19 protein-coding genes and 1 tRNA gene are annotated in these 20,119 nt (G+C 59.9%); 12 read left to right on the plus strand and 8 right to left on the minus strand.

Annotated features, from left to right (window positions below):
- The first annotated feature begins 144 nt into the window (after window positions 1–144).
- From HK22_RS00200 to HK22_RS00240, 9 genes are all read left to right on the plus strand, one after another.
- Window positions 145–1,668: a vitamin B12-dependent ribonucleotide reductase gene (locus tag HK22_RS00200; RefSeq protein ID WP_086647915.1), complete on the plus strand. Its 1,524-nt coding sequence runs from the start codon at window positions 145–147 to the stop codon at window positions 1,666–1,668.
- Between the two features lie 143 nt (window positions 1,669–1,811).
- Window positions 1,812–2,180, plus strand: a complete 369-nt coding sequence (locus HK22_RS00205; RefSeq protein ID WP_086647916.1) for an AtpZ/AtpI family protein — start codon at window positions 1,812–1,814, stop codon at window positions 2,178–2,180.
- Window positions 2,158–2,907 (plus strand): F0F1 ATP synthase subunit A, encoded by a 750-nt coding sequence (locus HK22_RS00210; protein ID WP_062030620.1) that lies wholly within the window; start codon window positions 2,158–2,160, stop codon window positions 2,905–2,907. The genes HK22_RS00205 and HK22_RS00210 overlap by 23 nt, the downstream gene beginning before the upstream one ends.
- A gap of 81 nt (window positions 2,908–2,988) precedes the next feature.
- Window positions 2,989–3,216, plus strand: a complete 228-nt coding sequence (locus tag HK22_RS00215; RefSeq protein WP_024717170.1) for an ATP synthase subunit C family protein — start codon at window positions 2,989–2,991, stop codon at window positions 3,214–3,216.
- An 8-nt stretch (window positions 3,217–3,224) separates the two neighbouring features.
- Window positions 3,225–3,785, plus strand: a complete 561-nt coding sequence (locus HK22_RS00220) for an ATP synthase F0 subunit B' (protein ID WP_062030561.1) — start codon at window positions 3,225–3,227, stop codon at window positions 3,783–3,785.
- A 10-nt stretch (window positions 3,786–3,795) separates the two neighbouring features.
- Window positions 3,796–4,296 (plus strand): ATP synthase subunit B, encoded by a 501-nt coding sequence (locus tag HK22_RS00225; RefSeq protein WP_062030563.1) that lies wholly within the window; start codon window positions 3,796–3,798, stop codon window positions 4,294–4,296.
- 4 nt (window positions 4,297–4,300) lie between these two features.
- A complete protein-coding gene (locus HK22_RS00230) occupies window positions 4,301–5,068 on the plus strand; it encodes a glycosyltransferase family 2 protein (protein WP_086647917.1) in 768 nt (255 codons plus the stop codon).
- A gap of 73 nt (window positions 5,069–5,141) precedes the next feature.
- Window positions 5,142–6,794 (plus strand): glycosyltransferase family 39 protein, encoded by a 1,653-nt coding sequence (locus HK22_RS00235; RefSeq protein WP_086647918.1) that lies wholly within the window; start codon window positions 5,142–5,144, stop codon window positions 6,792–6,794.
- A 216-nt stretch (window positions 6,795–7,010) separates the two neighbouring features.
- Entirely contained in the window at window positions 7,011–9,647 is a 2,637-nt protein-coding gene (locus tag HK22_RS00240; RefSeq protein WP_233142280.1) for a glycosyltransferase family 2 protein, read from the plus strand.
- 171 nt (window positions 9,648–9,818) lie between these two features.
- Here HK22_RS00240 and HK22_RS00245 read toward each other — a convergent pair.
- Window positions 9,819–9,894 (minus strand) — tRNA-Ala (locus tag HK22_RS00245).
- Between the two features lie 142 nt (window positions 9,895–10,036).
- Here HK22_RS00245 and HK22_RS00250 point away from each other — a divergent pair.
- Window positions 10,037–10,342: a YggT family protein gene (locus tag HK22_RS00250; RefSeq protein ID WP_086647919.1), complete on the plus strand. Its 306-nt coding sequence runs from the start codon at window positions 10,037–10,039 to the stop codon at window positions 10,340–10,342.
- A 6-nt stretch (window positions 10,343–10,348) separates the two neighbouring features.
- Here the strand turns inward: HK22_RS00250 and HK22_RS00255 are convergent, their stop codons facing one another.
- The 4 genes from HK22_RS00255 to HK22_RS00270 all read right to left on the minus strand — a co-directional run bounded on the left by HK22_RS00255 (window position 10,349) and on the right by HK22_RS00270 (window position 13,973).
- On the minus strand, window positions 10,349–10,558 hold the full coding sequence (locus HK22_RS00255; RefSeq protein ID WP_086647920.1) for a hypothetical protein: 210 nt from the start codon (window positions 10,556–10,558) through the stop codon (window positions 10,349–10,351).
- 41 nt (window positions 10,559–10,599) lie between these two features.
- The gene (tldD, locus tag HK22_RS00260) at window positions 10,600–12,063 is read right to left on the minus strand and encodes a metalloprotease TldD (RefSeq protein ID WP_086647921.1); all 1,464 of its coding nucleotides are present in this window, start codon (window positions 12,061–12,063) and stop codon (window positions 10,600–10,602) included.
- A 47-nt stretch (window positions 12,064–12,110) separates the two neighbouring features.
- On the minus strand, window positions 12,111–13,274 hold the full coding sequence (locus HK22_RS00265) for an aminotransferase (RefSeq protein ID WP_086647922.1): 1,164 nt from the start codon (window positions 13,272–13,274) through the stop codon (window positions 12,111–12,113).
- 72 nt (window positions 13,275–13,346) lie between these two features.
- Window positions 13,347–13,973, minus strand: coding sequence for an HAAS signaling domain-containing protein (locus HK22_RS00270; RefSeq protein ID WP_143412349.1), 627 nt, complete (start codon window positions 13,971–13,973; stop codon window positions 13,347–13,349).
- 343 nt (window positions 13,974–14,316) lie between these two features.
- Here HK22_RS00270 and glnA point away from each other — a divergent pair, with 343 nt between their 5' ends.
- Entirely contained in the window at window positions 14,317–15,699 is a 1,383-nt protein-coding gene (gene glnA / locus HK22_RS00275) for a type I glutamate--ammonia ligase (protein WP_086647989.1), read from the plus strand.
- An 85-nt stretch (window positions 15,700–15,784) separates the two neighbouring features.
- Entirely contained in the window at window positions 15,785–16,414 is a 630-nt protein-coding gene (locus HK22_RS00280; protein ID WP_086647924.1) for a trimeric intracellular cation channel family protein, read from the plus strand.
- Window positions 16,415–16,438: 24 nt separating this feature from the next.
- On the opposite strand, the gene HK22_RS00285 is transcribed toward HK22_RS00280, so the two are convergent.
- From HK22_RS00285 to gcvP, 3 genes are all read right to left on the minus strand, one after another.
- On the minus strand, window positions 16,439–16,651 hold the full coding sequence (locus tag HK22_RS00285) for a heavy-metal-associated domain-containing protein (RefSeq protein WP_077803642.1): 213 nt from the start codon (window positions 16,649–16,651) through the stop codon (window positions 16,439–16,441).
- 87 nt (window positions 16,652–16,738) lie between these two features.
- Window positions 16,739–17,050, minus strand: a complete 312-nt coding sequence (locus HK22_RS00290; RefSeq protein ID WP_077803641.1) for a putative quinol monooxygenase — start codon at window positions 17,048–17,050, stop codon at window positions 16,739–16,741.
- 197 nt (window positions 17,051–17,247) lie between these two features.
- Complete coding sequence (gene gcvP, locus HK22_RS00295) at window positions 17,248–20,103, minus strand: aminomethyl-transferring glycine dehydrogenase (protein ID WP_086647925.1); 2,856 nt, start codon at window positions 20,101–20,103, stop codon at window positions 17,248–17,250.
- Window positions 20,104–20,119: the final 16 nt, after the last annotated feature.

Consider the following 20,119-nt stretch of genomic DNA (forward strand, 5'->3'; position numbering starts at 1 on the left):
CGTCCAATCCCCCCGCAGAAATCGTCCCGATCAGGCGTGGGAAAAATGTTATCCCCCATATCCCCATGTTCCCACCCATTAGCGCCCGTCGAGAGGCCCTTTTCCGGCTTACGGCCCAACCGGCACAGGGCGTAGATTTACATCATGACAGCTCGCCTTCACTGGACCGGCGTTCGCATGAGGACGCTTCAGGTCATGACCGACCCCGACGACAGCGCCATGCGCTCCGTCACCCTTCCCGCTGCCTGGGATGACGAGGCCGCACAGGCCCTTGCGCGCATCACCCTGAATGGCGGGCCGGTCAGACTTGCCGCCGAAGCCGCGCGCTGGGTGGACACGATCGACGCGTGCCCCCCTCTGCCCGGCACCCCGGCGAACACCCCCGCTCCGGGGCGCAGCCTGTCCTATCTTCTTCTGATGCAGCAGATGGCGCCCAATACGGCGCTGTGGCAGTGCCAGCCGGACGAAGCGCCGGGCTTCACCATCCGCCTGTCCAGCTTCGTACAGGATGCCGGATTTGCCACGGAACATTTCGTTGCCTGCCTGCGTCTGGCCTGCGACGCCCTGCGCCGCCTTCATGCCGCAACACGGATCGAACGCACCGGCGAGCTGCCCCTGTTCGATCTGCCCGCGAAGCCTGAAGACGAAGCCGCAGGCCTCGTCCTGCTGACCGATCTGGACGCCTGTCTGGCCGCCCTCGGCCTCGACTATGACAGCGACGACGCCCGGAACGCGGCCCGCGCCCTATCCGCACTCGCCACCACGGTGGCCCGAGCCGGGACGAAACTGCCGCCGCCCGCCATCCCGGAATCCCCGCTGACAGACCTCCGCGCCGCTGCATCCTCGGCCTACAGTACACAGGAAGGTCGGCATTTCTGCCCGATCGAAACCGGCTTTTCCTCGCCCGGTCCGACCGAGGGGCTTCTGGGCGTCGAAACCTGCGGCCTCGCCCCGGCATTTTCTCCCCTGCGCGAGGACGGACATCTGCGCGCCTCCACGCTGGCCCGGCTGGCCTGCCGCGGCCTGACGCCCGAATCCGCGCTGGCATTGGCGCTGGCGGGCGAAACGCCGCTGCCGCCCGTTCGCCCCGAAGCACAGGGCGCCATGCATACAGCCCTCAAAAGCGTTGTGGATTTCCTGCCCGCCGTCCCCGAACCCGATCTCGCCGATCTTCAGGCCAGACTGGCCCGCGGCGTGCGGCGCCCACTCCCGATGCGCCAGACCGGCTTCACCCAGCGCGCCGCAGTGGGAGGGCACAGCCTCTTCATGCGCACCAGCGAGTTCGAAGACGGAACGCTCGGCGAAATCAGCATCACCCCGCCCCGCGAAAGCCCCATGGCCCGCGGCCTGATGGACTGCCTGGGCCATGCCGTCAGCATCGGCCTGCAATATGGCGCCCCGCTGGAATCCTTCGTGGAGCGATTCGCCTATACGCGCTTTGGCCCCGCGGGCACCGTGGAAGGCGATCCCTCCACGGCCTACGCGACCTCAATGCTGGATTATGCCTTCCGTACCCTGTCGGACGCCTACCTCGGTCAGCCCATGCCCGACGCTCCACGCCTCGAACCCGGTTCGGAAGACCCCGCCCCCATGCTTCCCTTCGGACGAAGCTCGGGCGAGAGCCCGGAATGGAAAGACCGCGGACGCCGCCTGAAGCTGGTCAGCTAGGGCGAAAACGGGTTTCGATGGCTCCGGCGAGCAGAATACATTGACAGTCAACGGACTCGCCGGTAGCTAGCGCCTGCGCTGAGAAGGAATCCGGTTGAATGGCCGGGTGAAAACGATGCGTACAGGGTAAGGGATCAGATCTCATGGGACACGCCCCTGCCGGTAACGACGGAAACTTCGACGAACGCCTCCGGCGTGCCCGTCAGAAGCTCGATCCCCGCTCAGGGGAATTCGCCGTAACCGACGCGGGCAATGATGACAGTTCCATGTCATCCCTTGGACTGGCGATCCGCGTGGGAACCGACCTTGTGGCCGGGCTCGCGGTCGGTGTAGCCATAGGCTACGCCTTGGGTCACTGGTTCGGGTACAGGGCTTTGTTCCTGTCCGTCTTCGCCCTGGCGGGATGTGGTGCCGGCATGTTGAATGTCTGGCGGGTTTTGAAGGATTCGGACATGGTGTCCGGACCGAAAGATGACGGGAGAAGCCAGCGTGGCAGCCGGATCGACGATTGACGCGCTCGGACAGTTCGAGCTCCATCCGGTTCTCGGACATCTGGGAGAAGCCCTGCGGTTCTCGCAGTCACCACTGTTCATGCTGATCGCCGTCGCCATCGTTCTCGTTTTCCTGTATGTCGGAATGCGTCCTGCCGCCGTTGTGCCGGGTCGCCTTCAGGCCGCCGCCGAAATCAGCTACGACTTCGTACATGACCTTGCCGTCAGCACGATCGGCGAAAATGGCGCGACGTTCTTCCCGTTCGTCTTTGCGATTTTCTTCTTCATCCTGGCCGGCAACTATCTCGGTCTGCTGCCCTTCTCCTTCACGTACACCAGCCACATCGCCGTGACCTTCGGTCTGGCCATCATGGTGTTCGTCATCTCGATCCTTGCTTCCATCCGTTTTCAGGGTGTCGGCTTCCTCAAGCACTTCCTGCCCGCTGGAACGCCTGTCTGGCTTGCTCCGCTGCTGGTGCCGATCGAGCTCATCTCTTTCCTTTCGCGTCCGGTCAGCCTGTCGATCCGACTTTTCGCCAACATGGTGGCGGGTCACGTGCTTCTGGAAGTGTTTGCCGGCTTCACGATCATGCTCGCCGGTCTGGGCGCATTCGGCCATGTCCTGGCCATCGCCCCGATCGCGATCAATGTCGCGCTGACGGCCCTCGAACTGCTGGTGGGTGTGCTGCAGGCCTATGTGTTCGCCATCCTCACCTGCATCTATCTGCGTGAGGCCGTCGCTCACTGAGCCACACCGCTTCGCACTAACCCTTTAATCGACCCAACAAGGAACCTGACAATGGACGTTCAAGCCGCTCACGAATTCGGCATCAGCATCGCCCAGGCCGCCCGTGACCTCGGTGCCGGTATTGCCGTTTTCGCCCTCGCCGGTGTCGGCATGGGTCTCGGCAACATCTTCTCCACGCTGATCAGCTCGGTTGCCCGCAACCCGGCTTCGCGTCCGCATGTCTTCGGCATCGGCATGCTGGGCTTCGCGCTGACGGAAGCCGTCGCGCTGTTCGCCCTGCTGATCGCGTTCCTGATCCTGTTCGCCTGAGGTCGAACATGTACCGTACGCCACGCCTCTTCCTGTTCGCCGCTCCGCTTGCGGCCGTGCCGGGCCGTGCCGTGGCTGCGGGCATGCCACAGCTGAACTTTCACGATCCGCTGCTGATCGGACAGGTCGTCTGGGGAGCCGTCATTTTCGGCGGCTTCTATCTCGGCCTGAGCCGCTTCGCACTGCCGCGTGTCGAACGGGTCCTCACCAACCGTCGGACCCGCATCCAGAGCGATCTGGATGTTGCCCGCAAGGCAAAAGCCGAGGCTGACCGCGCCAGCGCGGAACTCCTCAGCGCCCGTCATGAAGCAGCCGAGCAGGCCCGCGCCCACGTGGAGCGGATCCAGAGCGAAGCCCGCGCCAACGCGGATGCTCACGCTGCGGAAACGGCCAAGCGTCTCGAAACCGAGATCGCAAACGCCGAGACCCGAATCACCCAGTCCCGTGAACAGGCCCTGTCCAGCCTGTCCGAGATCGCCACCAGCACCGCCCAGGATCTGGTTTCGCGTCTGATCGGTACACAGGACGAACAGTCTGTCGCCAGCGCCGTCAAGCGCGTCAGCGCCTAAGGAGACGATGATGTTCCACGATCCCCGGTTCTGGACCGCCCTCGCCTTCGTCCTGTTCTTCGTCATTTTCGGGCGCAAGCTCTGGGTAGCCCTTACCGGCCACCTGGATGCCCGCGCTGAAAGCGTCCGTCACGACCTCGACGAAGCAGCCCGCCTGCGTCGCGAAGCCGAGCAGATGCTGGAAGATGCCACCCGCGAGCGTGAAAAGACCCTGGCCGAAACACAGGCCATGCTTGCACGCTCTGAAGCCGAGGCCGCTGGTCTGGCAGAACGCGCCCGCAAGGACGCTGAAGCCGCCGCAGCCCGCTACGAGAAGATGGCGCAGGATCGGATTCACGCTGCCGAGCGCTCGGCCATCCGTGAAATTCAGGATCGCGCTGCCCAGATCGCAGTCGCCGCAGCCCGCGACGTCGTGTCGACCCGCCTGACGGAAAGCCCCGACATCGCCTCCAGCCTGCTCGACCAGAGCATCAACAGCCTGCCGGAAGCCCTTCGGCGCTCCGCTGCCTGATCCGATGCCCACCTTCACGGTGCAAGGTTCCTTTCATGACGACGGACAGCCCATAAGGCTCTCCGTCGTCATGGCCGTTCTGAACGAGGCGGACAATATCCTCCCTGTCTGTCAGGAACTGGCTGAGACCTTCGGTGCCGACCCTTCAATAGAAATTCTGGCCATTGACGACGGCAGCACTGACGCCACCGTCAAAAAGCTACTGGAAGCCCGGCAGACCCAGCTGCCCCGCCTGCGGATCATCAGCCATCCGAAGCGCCTCGGAAAATCAGCCGCTCTCCGAACAGGCATCACCGCCGCGAAGGGACAATGGATCGCCACCATTGACGGCGACGGGCAGGATGATCCGTCCGCCATCCTGACAATGCTGGAGCGTGCGACATCGACTCCGGACGCCCCGCCTCTGGTGGTCGGCGTCCGGCGCAAGCGCAACGACCGCCTCTCACGCCGGGTCGCCACGCGCTTCGCAAACGGACTGCGCCGTCGTCTCCTGAACGACGGCTGCCCCGATACAGGCGCACCGCTCAAGCTCTTCCCGCGCGACCTGTTCTTGAAAATTCCACAATTTGAAGGCGTCCACCGCTTTCTTCCCGCCCTGCTGGGACATTACGGCGCACCGCTGATCTGCATCGAAGTCCAGCATCGCGCCCGACTGCATGGCAGCTCGAAATATACCAATTTTAACCGGGCTCTTGTGGGTATCCGTGACCTTCTGGGCGTCATGTGGCTTCAGAACCGCACGCACCTGCCCGATCACCTGACCGAACACTGAAACCGTCACCGGGTCACGCTTTCGCGGCTCCCTGCCGCACGTCCGGCCTGACAGAACGGCGCGGAGAGTGCCCATGATCCTGAACCTCCGGCATTACGCTTTTCTGGGGCTGCTGGCCTTTCTGCTCGCCCTGCCAGGCCGCATGACACTTCCGCCACTTGACCGGGACGAACCGCGCTACATGGAAGCATCGGAACAGATGCTCCTCTCCCATAATTTCGTCGACGTCCGCTTTCAGGACAAGCCACGCTATCTTCAGCCAGCCGGAATCTATTGGCTGGAAGCAGCCTCAACAGCTGCCGCCGAAAAAATCTTTGGCCCATCGGTGCTGCGCAAGACCTGGCCGTACCGGATTCCCAGCCTGCTCGCCGCCACAATGATCGTGCCATTGACGGCCTGGATCGGCGCAACCCTGTTCGGAGGCCCCACCGGCCTGATGGCCGCTGGCCTGCTGATGGTCTCGACCCTGTTCGTCGCCGAAAGCCATATGGCGACCATCGACACCGTCCTGCTGCTTGATATCCTGTGCATTCAGGCCGCACTTCTGTACGCCTTCACCGATCGACAGAAGAACCGCCCCACCCATCTCCGGGTCGCGGTTGCCTACTGGCTCGCTCTGGGTGTGGGTCTCATGCTCAAGGGCCCCGTCGTCCTCATTCCGGGTTTCGGCACCCCTCTGGCCCTGTGGCTGATGGAGCGGGACCGGTCATGGTGGGCACGTCTTCGCCCCCGCTGGGGCTGGCTCATCATGCTTGCCGTCGTCGTTCCCTGGTGCGTCGCCATCGAAGTCATCAGCGGCGGAGACTTCTTTGCCCGTGCGGTCGGACGCAATTTTCTCGGCAAGGTGGCCCATGGTCAGGAAGCCCACGGACTGCCCCCCGGCTTTCACCTTCTGGTCTTCGGACTGGCCTTCTGGCCCGGATCGCTTTTCGCCGCCCTCGCCATCCCGGCCGTCTGGAAGAACAGAAAACTTCCACAGATCCGCTTTCTGCTGAGCTGGATTCTCCCACACTGGCTGGTATTTGAACTGATCGCCACCAAACTCCCCCACTACGTCCTGCCGACCTATCCCGCGATTGCCATTCTCACCGCAGCCAGCCTGATGATCTGGCCCATTCCCAAAAGCCCGCGATGGGCAAAAGCCCTGCTCGGCGCTTACGGCGTTGTGTGGACAATCCTCGGTGTCGGCTTCTGCTTCGCTGGCAGTATTGCTCTCTACAGTCTTGAGCACACAGTCTCCCTCTCAGCGCTGATCGCTCTGGGCGGTGCCCTGCCGCTGGTGATCGGAGCTATCATGCTGCTGCTGAAACGGGACCGCAAACAGGCTGCCTTCTGCGCCATGGGCGCAGCCGTCATCGCTCATGCCGGCCTTTTCCTAGGCGTCATCCCTAATCTGCAAACCATCCGCCTCAGCCCCCGGATCGCAGACCTCTTCGAAAACGTCCGTCCCTGCCCTGACAGCATCCTCGTCTCTTCATCCTATTCAGAGCCAAGCCTCGTCTTCCTTGCAGGTCCCAACACTCAGCTCATAGGCCCCGCAGCCGCAGCAGAATATCTGCACAATCACCCGCAATGCAGTCTGGCGTTGATTGATCGCCGGGATGAACCCGTTTTTAATAAAGAATTAACCAAATACGGCCTCGACATTGTCGAGTATGGGCGCCTTCAGGGCATCAATTATTCAAACGGACACCATCTTGATTTAGGGCTTTTCGCCCCTCGATGACTGTACACATCGCAGAATTCAGACGATACTGGAGAAAATATGGGATCTTAATGGCGCGTCCCGCGTATCATAAAATTGAAACCTCGCGTGTCTCACGCTCTGATATTTGATAACAAACAGTCAACATAACCAAGTCTTTGACGGCGCCAGTTTTTATCCTAAGCTTGAAATACTATGTCAGAATCAAAGCATTAATGATTTGTCAGGAGAAAATTAATGATTATCTGCCAAATTGATGAATTTTCTGTTAACGGTATACGGGGATGGGCAACAGATACTGAAAATCCCTCGCAGCCCGTATTCCTTCACGCTTTGGCAGACGGTCAGGAATTCCTTCAGTTTCATTGCACGGATCTGCGTGAAGATGTGCATGCCTCCGGTATTCCTTCACTCAATACCGGCTTCCAGATCCCAATGCCGCACAGCCTTCTTGACGGCAAAACGCATACTATCACCTTCAAAAACCGCCTTCAGCAGATTGAAATCTATTCACAAGGCCAGGGGCTGGAACATATTTCCTTCTCTGGCAGGCTCCCTGTAGAAACCCATTCTTTCGTCGATGGCCTGAAACAGGGCGTTCTGAGTGGCTGGGTCGTCCGTGGCAATGCAGCTGAAGGATGGAAGGGGGGCCAGCAAATTCTCGTGACCTGTAACGGTCAGAAAATTGCCCAGATCGAGGCCAACAGATATCGAGGCGATGTTGGAAAAGCCTTGTCCTGTGACCCTTATTGCGGCTTCCAGTTTTCGCCACCAGACCTATATCGCAAACCCTACGAGCAGGAATTCCGTTTCTACGTCCTGCCCGACATGCTGGAAGTTGCCAACAGCCCCTGTCTGACCAGCTTTGTCACGGACGCCAACGAATCCCTGATCATTGACGTGATCGACCAGATTGACGCGCTCCATGTGGAACTGACGCGCCTGCGCCGCAAAGTCAGGGAAATTCTCCCACAACCCGGATTTACCATCGCCGATTATCATTCCTGGGCAACGGCCTACTTCCCGGTTCTTCGCAAATATGTCGACCGTACCCGCAACGATGACCTTATCTTGGCGAACCCGCTGGTCAGTATTGTCTGTCCGGTCTGGAATCCGGATCTCACGGATTTTACAGCAGCAATCGAAAGCGTCCGCGCCCAGACATGGCAGAACTGGGAACTCATCCTTGTTGATGACTGTAGCAAAAATGCTGAACTGCAAGCCGTCATTGAAGATTTTGCCAAAGCTGACTCCCGCATAAAGCCGCTCTTCCAGAAACAGAATGGCGGCATCAGCATTGCGACCAATGCGGGACTTGAAGCCGCCCAAGGTGAATGGGTCGCGTTTTTCGATCACGATGATCTGCTCGCGGATGTCGCCGTCGAATACATGCTCCGGGAAGCCACAAGAAGCCGCGCCGATCTGATCTATTCAGACGAAGATAAAATTGACGCCAGCGGTTATTACCGGGAGCCCGCTTTCAAAACGGACTGGAACTACAGGCTTCTTCTTGGCGTCAACTATGTCTGCCATTTCGTGATGATCCGTCATTCTGCCCTGCAGAAAGTCGGCGGCCTCAACAAGGAATATGACGGCGCACAGGACCACGATTTCCTGCTTCGCGCCTCCGAGCACATTCCTTCAGAAAAAATCCATCACGTCCCTGAAATTCTGTATCACTGGCGCATCACTGCAAATTCAACGGCTTCCGACATTGGCAACAAGCGCTATGCCATTGATGCGGGCATCAAAGCGGTGAACGACCATCTCGAACGTCGCAATCTGCCCGCAAATGTCGATTCCCAGATGGGAATGACGCTTTACACAGTGAACTGGCAGTTCAATCAGCTTCCGTCGGTCACGATCATCATTCCCTACAAGGATGAAATTCCCACGACCGCCCGCTGCCTGGATGCCATCCAGAAATATACACGCTATCCGAATTACAAGGTTATTCTGGTCAACAACTGGTCGATCACAGAGGAAGCGGAGGCTTTTGCACAGAAAGTCGATGACATTCCCAATGTTGAGATCCTGACCGTCAAAGAACCTTTCAACTACTCCCGCATCAACAATCTCGCAGCAAAAGACGAAACATCCGATTTCCTTTTATTCCTGAACAACGACGTTTTTGTTGAGCAGGAAAACTGGCTCGAAATCCTTGTCAACGAAGCCCTTGCAGATCCGCAGGTTGCAATCGTCGGCGGCAAATTCGTCTATCCCAATCAGACCGTGCAGCACGCCGGGGTCCTGCTCGGGATCGGTGATGTCGCCGGGCATGCCCATGTCGGCATCCCGCGGAACGAAGGCGGTTACGCAGGTCGTGCCTACTTCCCACAGGAAATCTCGGCTGTGACCGCCGCCGGAATGCTAATCCGTCGTCCAGCCTTCGAACTGGTCGGAGGCTTTGACGAAGAGCACCTCAAAGTCGCGTTCAACGATATTGATCTGTGCCTCAAGGTGCGCGACGCTGGCTACAAGGTCATCTGGACCCCGGATTTCTGTGCAGAGCATCATGAAAGTCTGAGCCGCGGCAGCGATGATCGTCCTTCAACAGAACGCCGCTTCTTCCACGAAACACAGTTCATGATTGAAAAATGGGGCAATACGCTTCGTGCGGATCCATTCTACAATCCGCATTTCACCCTCGACAGACAGGTCTTTTTTGACCTGACAATCCCGGGCGTGGATGAAACGCGATATCCCCCTCTCGAATCTGCGAGAAAGAAAATTCGTCCTCTCTGGGACACTTCAACGCTCACAGCAGAATCAAAGACATCTCCTGCCACGAAAAAGCCCGTGACTAAAAAAATCCAGACCAAAACCCGGATCAAGAAACCCTCTGCTACAACCGCAGCCAAAGCGGCTGAATAACACCGAAGTTCTTCGATAAATAAATTCAACCGGCCATGGGTTGCTGCATGCAATAATGCAGTCCATGGCCTATTGGGTATGGCCAGATCGAAAAACCGTTTCCTGACAAATCAATGACAAGAAAAAAGCAGTTTTCAAAAACTGTCTTATTATAAGAGAAAGAGATGACCGTGGTGGAGCTGAGGGGAATCGAACCCCTGACCTCCTCATTGCGAACGAGGCGCTCTCCCATCTGAGCTACAGCCCCACGGTCAAGCAATAGTTCTCCTCTTCCCACACACTGTCAAGCGGAGCTGCGCGCAGGATGTTGTTCTGTGCTACTGCTATGGCTACAAGCTTTTTCCGACCGGCCTTTCGGCTGCCCCGACCGACATTCGACGAGGTTTTACATGGTTGCCCTGCACGCCATTATCCTGATGCTGATCCAGGCTTTCGTATGGATTCTTCTGGCGTATTGTATTCTGTCGATGCTGCTTGGTTTCGGGATTCTCGATATCCGCAACCGCTTTTTCTATTCCATTTTCAACACACTGGCCAAAATCGTCGAGCCCGTGATGTCGCCAATCCGCAATATTCTGCCAAATACTGGTGGTATAGATTTTGCTCCTATGGTGGTGCTGCTGCTGATCCAGTTTCTGGTCTATCCGGTCGTAAACCGGATCTTTTTCATGCTCGCAACCCAGAGCAGCTTTTAAAAAGCTTTATCTCAGGGAGCGCCACACCTCTTCAAGCGCCTCAATGAGGCTGTCAGCGGTTTCCTGATGCAGCATCCCGTCCGGACGTTGCATCAGGACCAACCACTTCCCTCCCTGCGGGCGCTCCATCTTGATGCTCCAGTCCCCGGGAATACGGGAGAAAACCCGCTCCATACGTGCTTCAGCCGTTAACGGCTTTGCGTAGTTATGTCCCATCGCTGATTGCTTTCGCTTTTCCGACCGAGATTTTTCGAAGGTCAGCCCGTACCACCCACCGTCAGACCGGAGATTTTCAGGGTCGGCTGCCCAACACCTACCGGCACACCCTGCCCAGCCTTGCCGCAGGTTCCAATCCCCGGATCAAGCGCCACATCGGACCCGATCATAGAAATCTGGTTCATGGCATCCGCCCCGTTTCCAATCAGAGTCGCCCCCTTTACCGGACGGATGATTTTCCCGTCTTCCACCAGATAGGCTTCCGAGGCCGCAAACACGAATTTTCCCGACGTAATATCAACCTGCCCGCCGCCGAAATTCACGGCATAGAGGCCCCGTTTGATCGAGCGGATCATCTCGTCCGTCGTGGCACTCCCTTCAAGCATCAGCGTATTGGTCATGCGAGGCATCGGAGCATGGGCATAGGACTGGCGACGCCCGTTTCCGGTCGATTTCGTTCCCATCAGCCGGCCATTCAGACGGTCCTGAAGATATCCGGTGAGAATCCCATCCTCGATCAGCACTGTCCGGGACGTCGGTGTGCCTTCATCATCAACACTGAGAGAGCCCCGACATTCGGGCAACGTCCCGTCATCAACCACAGTCACGCCTGAAGAGGCCACACGCTTGCCGATCATCCCTGAAAAGGACGACGTTCCCTTGCGGTTGAAATCCCCTTCCAGCCCATGACCTACGGCCTCATGGAGCAGAATGCCCGGCCAGCCCGGCCCAAGCACCACATCCATCTCGCCCGCAGGGGCCGGCGCGGCATCCAGTGTGATCAGGGCCTGTTTCAGCGCCTTGTCGACAGCATCCCTCCACGTTTCCGGGGCCAGCAGACGGTCCAGTTCGTAACGCCCGCCCAGACCACAGCTTCCACTCTCGCGCTGACCATCCTTTTCCACAACGACCGACACGTTCATCCGCACCAGAGGCCGTAGATCCGCAACATCGCCCCCGGCATCCGCCCGACGCATGATCTGCACCGCCTGCCATTCAGAACTCAGCACGGCACTGACCTGCACCACACGGGAATCCAGCCCCCGTGCATAGGCATCAATTTCGCTCAGAACTGCAGCCCGGGCCGCAAAATCCGTCCCTTCAAGCGGACGGGAGTCTCCATAGAGCCGCTGGTTCGTCGCCTGCGGCCCCGGCGCCATGACGCCACTCCGTCCCTGCCGAACGGCCCCAACCGTACTGACGGCCCGCGCCAGAGCATCACGGCTGATATCGTCAGCATGAGCGAAAGCCGTCTCCGTTCCCAGAACAGCCCGCAAACCAAACCCTGAAGACGTGTTGAAGCTGGCCGAACGGATCGTCCCGTCATCCAGACTGATACTCTCGTTTTCCCGATATTCCAGAAAAAGCTCACCGTCATCCACACCCTCAAGCCCCCGATCAACGAGTGCCTTGGCATCGTCACGGGTCAGCTTTGAATCAGGGCGTCCGAAAAACAGGGCATCGGTCGTCGCAAGAGCGCCCAGAGCATCAGCAGCAACAGACATGAAAAATCTCCAGACAGAAACAGAAAACGGGTGGCAGAACCGTGCTTTTAAGAAAGGGCTTTTTCCAGCCGTTTCAAGGCTTCGGAGAGGATCTCGGGCTTTTTGCAGAATGCGAACCGGATCAGGTTCTGCGGTGGAGCATCCCCCTCAGGGTCATAGAAGGCTGAAACCGGGATCGTCGCGACCCCCGCATGCTCAACCAGCCAGCGCGCGAAGTCCACATCATCGCGTCCATCTGCATGACGTGAAATATCCGCCACGATGAAATAGCTTCCATCGGCGGGCAATGTCTCAAAGCCCAGACGATGCAGACCGTCCCGCAACAGATCCCGCTGCATTTCCATCTGCGCCGACAGAGCCTGGTAATAGCTCTCGTCCTTGTTCAGCCCATAAGCCACAGCCCGCTGAAGGTTCGGAGCAGTCGCGAACACCAGAACCTGATGCGCCTTCGCCACCACCGATGCCAGCGCGGCCGGCGCGGTCACATAGCCGACTTTCCATCCCGTCAGGGAGAAACTTTTGCCCGCACTTCCGATCCGCATGCACCGCTCCCGCATTCCCGGCAGCGTCATCAGAGGCATATGTTTCACGTGAAACGTCAGGTGTTCATAAACCTCGTCACAGATCGCATACGCATCATACTCCCGCACCAGATCCGCAATCAGTTCAAGCTCCTCGCGGACAAAAACCTTCCCGGACGGATTCATCGGCGAATTGAGCATGATCGCCTTGGTCTTCGGCCCAAACGCCGCCCGCAATTCCGCTTCCGGCAGCGACCAGTGCGGCGGCTGAAGCCGCACACAGCGTGGAACGGCTCCCAGAAGCCTGAGCGCCGGCAGATAGGTGTCATAAAGCGGCTCGATCACCACCACCTCATCCCCCGGCTCCACCACCGCCATCAGACAGGCCGCCAGTGCTTCGGTCGCCCCGGACGTCACCACAACTTCCGTCGCCGGATCGACCTCCAGCCCATAGAAACGTCGGTTGGAAGATGCCACAGCCTCGCGCAGCTCCGGCAGCCCCGTCAGCGGCGCATACTGGTTACGCCCGTCTTGCAGCGCCTCCGCAGCCACCTGAATGATATCCTGCGGCCCCTCCGTATCCGGGAATCCCTGCCCGAGATTGATCGCCCCATGTTTTACGGCCAGCTGGGACATGATCGTGAAAATGGTCGTCGGAAGACCCGCAAGATACTGATTCGGAGTTTTCATTGATGAGGTCCAGAACACACGAAAAACACAAAGCGTCTCACCATTGCAGGCCAGCGCGGGGCTGAAAAGCCTTTAGTCCCGCATCCGTGTTTTCCGACGCATATCGCGCAGCAGGATCTGCCCCAGCCCCCGCATAAGAAGCATCGCCAGCACGATCAGAACAATGCCGACACCACAGGAAACAACGGCCGCTTCCCAGGAAACGGGAACGGCATTTTTCGGTGCACCATCCGTCGTGATCGTGAACGAAAACGCTTCGTCATTCATAATGAACACGTCCTGCGGAACAAAGAACCGCAACGCGGGCATCGCCGCCAGCAGAACCCCCGCCAGACCGAACACAATGACCACCAAGCCACCAGCAAACGCCAGAAGGCTTCCCGCAGCCAGCCGCAACACAACCCACAACAGGGCAAACGGATTGGACTGCTGCACCCCGACCGACAGCTCATGCCGGATCGTAAAGCGTGCAGCGAGCCTGCCCGGCTTCCCCAGCTTTTCCAGAAGTGCCTGTACGGCGCCATCGCCCAGCCGCGCCTGCGCCGCAACCTGCGCCCGCACTTCAGCAACAATCAGGTCCCGCTCGCTCTCAGGCAGGCTCAGCAGGCCGCCCCGGAATTCATGCAGATAACGCTCAACCGGCAGGGACAGAAGATCACTGTCTTTCCAGCCATCCAGAGATTCGGCAGCACGGGTCATGAGGATATTTCCCAAAAAGAGTCTCGCTGCCCTCTTTCCATGCAAGTTCCGGACCAGACGTGGAAAGCTTTGATCCGCTTCCGCAAGATTCTACCTCAAATCCGCAGAATGGCGTAATTTCCCATACTCGACAGACGGGCATTTGTCGCTTAATCGTTTTGCAGCCGTTTACACGATGCAAGGCGACAGATCGATGGCCAAGAAAGCCCCCACTCCCTCTACCGCGACACCGAAGGCCGCCCCGGCGCGCCGTACCTCGAAGGCCGCAGCGCCCAAGGCTGCCCCCGCAGCTTCAGGCAAGCCGCCCGCTCCGAACCCGCAGGCCGTGGCCCGCGTCTTCGAGATGATCCAGGAGCACGCGGCGGAATTCGTCGATCTGCGCTTCACCGACCCGAAGGGCAAGTGGCACCACACGACCCAGACGGTCTCGACCATCGAAGACGAAACCTTCGTCGAAGGCTTCATGTTCGACGGCTCGTCCATCCAGGGCTGGAAAGCCATCAACGAGTCCGACATGGTCCTGCTTCCGGATCCGGAAACGGCCGTCATGGACCCGTTCTCCGCCAAGCCGCAGCTGATCCTGTTCTGCGACATCATTGATCCGAAGACGGGCAATTTCTACAACCGCGACCCGCGCTCGACCGCCAAGCTCGCAGAAGCCTATCTTAAGTCAGCCGGCTTCGGCGACACGGCGTTCTTCGGTCCGGAAGCCGAGTTCTTCATCTTCGACAACGTGCAGTTCGGCACAGGCCCGAATTTCGGCACGTATCAGCTCGACAGCATCGAAGGTCCCGGCGCCTCCATGAAGGCCTATCCGGAAGGCAACATGGGCCATCGCCCTGTCGTCAAAGGTGGCTACTTCCCGGTCCCGCCCGTGGACAGCGAGCATGACCTGCGCGCCGAAATGCTCTCGACGATGGGTGAAATGGGCCTGCCGATCGAAAAGCACCACCACGAAGTCGCACAGTCGCAGCACGAGCTCGGCACGAAGTTCGACACGCTCGTGAAGTCCGCCGACTTCATGCAGATCTACAAGTACTGTGTGCACAACGTTGCCCATTCCTACGGCAAGACAGCCACGTTCATGCCGAAGCCGATCTCGGGCGACAACGGCTCGGGCATGCATGTCCACCAGTCCATCTGGAAAGACGGCAAGCCGACCTTCGCCGGCGACAAGTATGCAGACCTGTCCGAAGACGCGCTGTTCTACATTGGTGGCATCATCAAGCACGCGAAGGCTCTGAACGCCTTCACGAACCCGTCCACCAACTCCTACAAGCGCCTGATCCCGGGCTTCGAAGCGCCCGTGCTTCTGGCCTACTCCGCAGCGAACCGTTCGGCTTCGTGTCGTATCCCGCACGCGACCAACCCGAAGGCCAAGCGCGTCGAAGTCCGCTTCCCGGACCCGATGGCAAACCCCTATCTCGCGTTCGCCGCCATGCTGATGGCCGGCCTCGACGGCATCCGCAACAAGATCCACCCGGGCGACGCCATGGACAAGGATCTGTACGAGCTGCCGAAGGAAGAACTGGCCCAGATCCCGACGGTCTGCGGTTCGCTCCGTGAGGCTCTCGAAGCCCTCAAGGAAGACCACGCATTCCTTCTCGAAGGCGGCGTCTTCACCAAGGACCAGATCGAAAGCTACATCGACATCAAGTGGCCGGAAGTCTACAAGTTCGAACACACGCCGCATCCGGCAGAGTTCGAGATGTACTACTCGGTCTGATCCGGGTCAGAACATCACGTCTACGGAAAGCCCGGCCTTCGTGCCGGGCTTTTCTGTTTTCAACACACCACGTCAAGACGGCCCGATGATCCCTCCCGCCCTTCAGGCCTTCTCCTCCTCCGCTCTGCCCGTCCTCGACATCGCAGGCACGATCGTGTTCGCGATTTCCGGCGCGATCGAGGCCGCGCGCGCGCGCCTGACCATCGTGACGTTCATGTTCTTTGCTGCCATTACCGGCGTCGGTGGTGGAACCGTGCGGGACCTGCTGATTGGCGCCCCCGTCTTCTGGATGCACACCTCCATCCCGATTACGGCCTGTCTGCTGTCCGCCATTGCCGTGTGGTTCACCCCGGCCCGCTTCTGGCCAGCCCGCGCCGTGGAATGGTTTGACGGTCTCGGGATCGCAGCCTATGGCGTCTTCGGCTCAGCCAAGGCGCTGGCCTACGGCATCCCGCTGATCCCAGCGGCTCTCATGGGAATCGTCAGCGCCTGCATGGGCGGTATTTTCCGGGATGTGCTGGCAGGCGTGCCGTCCATCATCATCCGGCCGGAGCTCTACGTCACGGCCGTTGCCCTGGCGTCAGGAACCTATGTCTCCCTGACGGCGCTGGGTCTGAGCACCACAGTTGCAGCAGATCTCGCCGTTCTGGCCGGCTTCAGCCTGCGCGCTGCGGCTCTCATCAAAGGGCTCGGCCTGCCCCATTACAAACGATAGGCGGCAGGCGCGTTCAAACGCCAGTCAGGCGATAACGTCGAACCCAACATCTTCCACGACATGCTGCAACGCCACCGGCGTCACTTTCTGCTCATCATACTGAATGGCAGCCTGTCCCGGATCAAGCGTTACCTCCGCCGACGACACACCCGGAACGTTGGACAGGGCGGACTGTAACTTGCCCGAACATCCGTTGCACGACATCCCGTCAACCTTGAACGTCACCATCGAAACCATAACAGACTCTCCTGTCTTCAAAGGCTGCTCCGCAAAGCAGCCGTTCCCCGAGTGGGACATATTCCCGCAAAAATGCAAACAGCTTTTTCAGGCTGCGTCAGCTGACTCGTCCAGCGGCTGGACCTTCATGATTTCAGCCTGCGCTCCACATTTCGCAAGCACCTCACCCAGAACCTTGAAATGCGGTGACGCCAGATGCGCTTCAAACCCGGCTTCCGAAGCCCAGATTTCGTTGGCAACGAAGCGGCCAGCCTTTTCCGTATCCCGGCTGATCACATACTGGCGGCAGGCCTCCTCCTTGCGCGAAGAGACAACACAGGCCGCAAAAGCCTGCTCGGCAGCGGCAGCGTGTTCGGCGGCAACCGTAACAACGGCCGTGATGTGAACCGTCTGGCTCATGATGGAACTCCTCATCAACAATAGAAGCTACCCCATCCGCATCTTCCGAAAGCGGGCAGCGTTTCACGTGAAACCATACCTCACCCCTTTGTGAGAAAGAACCCATGCCGGGTATCACACCCACAAAGACCGAACAGCAAAAAGGCGCCTCCCCGAAGGAAGGCGCCCTGTCCCGAACACCAGACGGAAAAAGCCGCTCAGCCTTCAGCGTAGGTCGAAATATCCGGGCAGGAACAGACGAGGTTCCGGTCCCCCCAGGCATTGTCCAGACGCCCGACCGGCGACCAGTATTTCGACGTGTCCACACCGCCGGGGAAACACCCCGCCTCGCGGCTGTAAGACCGCTCCCACGCGCCTGCCAGATCCGCCGTGGTATGCGGCGCAAAACGCAGCGGGCTGGCGTCCATCGCCACACGCCCGGCTTCGACTTCGGCAATCTCCGCACGAATGGCGATCATCGCATCGCAGAAACGATCCAGCTCGCCCTTCCCTTCGGATTCCGTCGGCTCAATCATGAACGTCCCCGCCACCGGGAAGCTGACGGTTGGTGCATGGAACCCGTGGTCGATCAGACGCTTGGCGATATCATCCACCGTCACACCGACCGTGTCCTTCAGCGGCCGCAGATCCACGATGCATTCATGCGCCGTAAAGCCGTTGGTGCCGCGATACAGAACCGGATAATGCCCTTCCAGACGCGATGCGATGTAGTTCGCATTCAGGATCGCCATCGTCGTCGCCTGACGCAGTCCCTCGTCGCCCATCATCATGATGTAGGCCGCGGAAATCGGCAGAATGGACGCCGACCCGTAAGGCGCTGCGGATACCGCAATGCCATGCTGCCCCGGCAGATACGGCGCAAGATGCTTGCCCACGCCGATCGGCCCCATGCCCGGACCGCCACCGCCATGCGGGATGCAGAACGTCTTGTGCAGATTGAAATGCGAGACATCCGCGCCATACAGACCCGGCCGTGCCAGACCAACCTGCGCATTGAGGTTCGCGCCATCCAGATAGACCTGCCCACCCGCTGCATGAACCAGTTCGCAGATCTCCACGATCCGCTCCTCGAACACGCCATGCGTGGACGGATACGTGATCATGATGGCCGCCACGCGCCCGTCATGCTGCGCAATCTTCGCCTTCAGATCCTCGACATCAACATTGCCATTCTCATCGCAGGCCACGACGACAACCCGCATCCCGACCATCTGGGCAGAAGCCGGATTGGTTCCGTGTGCTGACGCCGGAATCAGGCAGACATCGCGGTTCTCGTCCCCACGCGCGCGGTGATAACCACGGATCGCCAGAAGCCCGGCATACTCACCCTGCGCGCCGGAATTCGGCTGAAGCGACACGGCGTCATACCCCGAAATCGCACAGAGCGTGCGCTCCAGATACGCGAACAGCTCGGCATAACCCTGAACCTGATCGACGGGCGCGAACGGATGAATCCGCGCGAATTCCGGCCAGGTGATGGGGATCATCTCCGCCGTCGCATTGAGCTTCATGGTGCAGGAGCCCAGCGGGATCATCGTCCGGTCCAGCGCCAGATCCTTGTCCGCCAGCGCACGCATGTAGCGCAGCAGATCCGTCTCGGAACGATGGGCATGGAACACAGGATGCGTCAGCAGCGGCGCCGTCCGGGACAGGCCCTCCGGCAGCGCATCCGTCACATCGAGCCCCTGCTCGACAGACGCCAGATTCGCACCCTCACCCGCGAACGCCGCCCAGACCGCACGGATCGTTTCCGGCGTCGTGGTCTCGTCACAGGACACACCAATCCGGCCATTCCCCGCATCGCGCAGATTGATGCCCGAGGCCACGGCCCTCGCCAGCACCTGCGGCGCAGCAACACCCGCCTGAACGGTAATCGTGTCGAAGAACACCTCCGTCTCGACGCTCGCGCCCAGAGCCTTCAGCCCGGCAGACAGGATCGCCGCCATCCGGTGCGTGCGTGCGGCAATCGCCTTCAGCCCTTCCGGACCATGATACACCGCATACATGGACGCGATGATCGCCAGCAGCGCCTGCGCCGTGCAGATGTTGGACGTCGCCTTCTCGCGGCGGATATGCTGCTCGCGCGTCTGAAGCGCCAGACGATAGGCGGGCTTGCCCGCACTGTCGCGCGACACGCCGACCAGACGCCCCGGCATGTGCCGCTTGAACGCATCGCGCGTCGCCATGAACCCCGCATGCGGGCCACCAGCCCCCATCGGCACGCCATAACGCTGCATCGAGCCAATCGCGATATCCGCGCCCAGCGCACCAGGGCTTTCCAGCACCACGAGCGCCAGCGGATCACAGGCCAGAGCCGCAATCGCACCCTTCTCATGCAGCGCCGCAATCACGCCGCGCAGATCCCGCATCTGCCCTGAAGACCCCGGATAGGACAGCAGCGCGCCAAACACGGACGATGCGTCCAGATCCGTCTCCGGATCTCCAACCACAATATCCCAGCCCAGCGGCTCGGCGCGTGTGCGGATCACGGCAACCGTCTGCGGGTGCGTGTCGGCATCCACGAAGAACGCCGTCGCCTTCGACTTGCCCACGCGCTGCGCCAGCGCCATGGCTTCCGCACAGGCGGTGCCCTCGTCCAGCAGGGACGCATTGGCAATGTCGAGCCCCGTCAGATCCGCCACCAGCGTCTGGAAATTCAGCAACGCCTCAAGGCGGCCCTGGCTGATTTCGGGCTGATACGGCGTGTAAGCCGTGTACCAGGCCGGATTTTCGAGAATATTCCGCTGGATGACCGGCGGCAGAACCGTATCGTAATAGCCCTGCCCGATCATGGAGGTCAGAACCTGATTGCGCGACGCAATCTGACGCAGACGTACAAGCGCATCCTGCTCGGTCAGGGCCGCACCGATCCCGTGATCCCCGCGATCGAGAATGGCGGCCGGAATGGTCCGGTCGATCAGGTCATCGAGACTGGACGCGCCAACGACCCGCAGCATCTCCCCGATTTCGGAAGGACGCGGGCCGATATGGCGGGAGCTGAAATCTTCGGTCTGGGCAGGCCACAAGGTCGTCACAGGCAGGTTCTCTGGCATTTCATGAAAAGCGGAG

The organism is Gluconobacter sp. DsW_056, assembly GCF_002153595.1.
Classification (GTDB): domain Bacteria; phylum Pseudomonadota; class Alphaproteobacteria; order Acetobacterales; family Acetobacteraceae; genus Gluconobacter; species Gluconobacter albidus.

Excerpts from the sequence above, each read along its gene's own strand:
- HK22_RS00200 (WP_086647915.1), top strand. The coding sequence starts at position 145 with ATGACAGCTCGCCTTCACTGGACCGGCGTTCGCATGAGGACGCTTCAG.
- HK22_RS00205 (WP_086647916.1), top strand. The coding sequence starts at position 1,812 with ATGGGACACGCCCCTGCCGGTAACGACGGAAACTTCGACGAACGCCTC.
- HK22_RS00220 (WP_062030561.1), top strand. The coding sequence starts at position 3,225 with ATGTACCGTACGCCACGCCTCTTCCTGTTCGCCGCTCCGCTTGCGGCC.
- HK22_RS00225 (WP_062030563.1), top strand. The coding sequence starts at position 3,796 with ATGTTCCACGATCCCCGGTTCTGGACCGCCCTCGCCTTCGTCCTGTTC.
- HK22_RS00230 (WP_086647917.1), top strand. The coding sequence starts at position 4,301 with ATGCCCACCTTCACGGTGCAAGGTTCCTTTCATGACGACGGACAGCCC.
- HK22_RS00235 (WP_086647918.1), top strand. The coding sequence starts at position 5,142 with ATGATCCTGAACCTCCGGCATTACGCTTTTCTGGGGCTGCTGGCCTTT.
- HK22_RS00240 (WP_233142280.1), top strand. The coding sequence starts at position 7,011 with ATGATTATCTGCCAAATTGATGAATTTTCTGTTAACGGTATACGGGGA.
- HK22_RS00250 (WP_086647919.1), top strand. The coding sequence starts at position 10,037 with ATGGTTGCCCTGCACGCCATTATCCTGATGCTGATCCAGGCTTTCGTA.
- HK22_RS00255 (WP_086647920.1), bottom strand. The coding sequence starts at position 10,558 with ATGGGACATAACTACGCAAAGCCGTTAACGGCTGAAGCACGTATGGAG.
- tldD (WP_086647921.1), bottom strand. The coding sequence starts at position 12,063 with ATGTCTGTTGCTGCTGATGCTCTGGGCGCTCTTGCGACGACCGATGCC.
- HK22_RS00265 (WP_086647922.1), bottom strand. The coding sequence starts at position 13,274 with ATGAAAACTCCGAATCAGTATCTTGCGGGTCTTCCGACGACCATTTTC.
- HK22_RS00270 (WP_143412349.1), bottom strand. The coding sequence starts at position 13,973 with ATGACCCGTGCTGCCGAATCTCTGGATGGCTGGAAAGACAGTGATCTT.
- glnA (WP_086647989.1), top strand. The coding sequence starts at position 14,317 with ATGATCCAGGAGCACGCGGCGGAATTCGTCGATCTGCGCTTCACCGAC.
- HK22_RS00280 (WP_086647924.1), top strand. The coding sequence starts at position 15,785 with ATGATCCCTCCCGCCCTTCAGGCCTTCTCCTCCTCCGCTCTGCCCGTC.
- HK22_RS00285 (WP_077803642.1), bottom strand. The coding sequence starts at position 16,651 with ATGGTTTCGATGGTGACGTTCAAGGTTGACGGGATGTCGTGCAACGGA.
- HK22_RS00290 (WP_077803641.1), bottom strand. The coding sequence starts at position 17,050 with ATGAGCCAGACGGTTCACATCACGGCCGTTGTTACGGTTGCCGCCGAA.
- gcvP (WP_086647925.1), bottom strand. The coding sequence starts at position 20,103 with ATGCCAGAGAACCTGCCTGTGACGACCTTGTGGCCTGCCCAGACCGAA.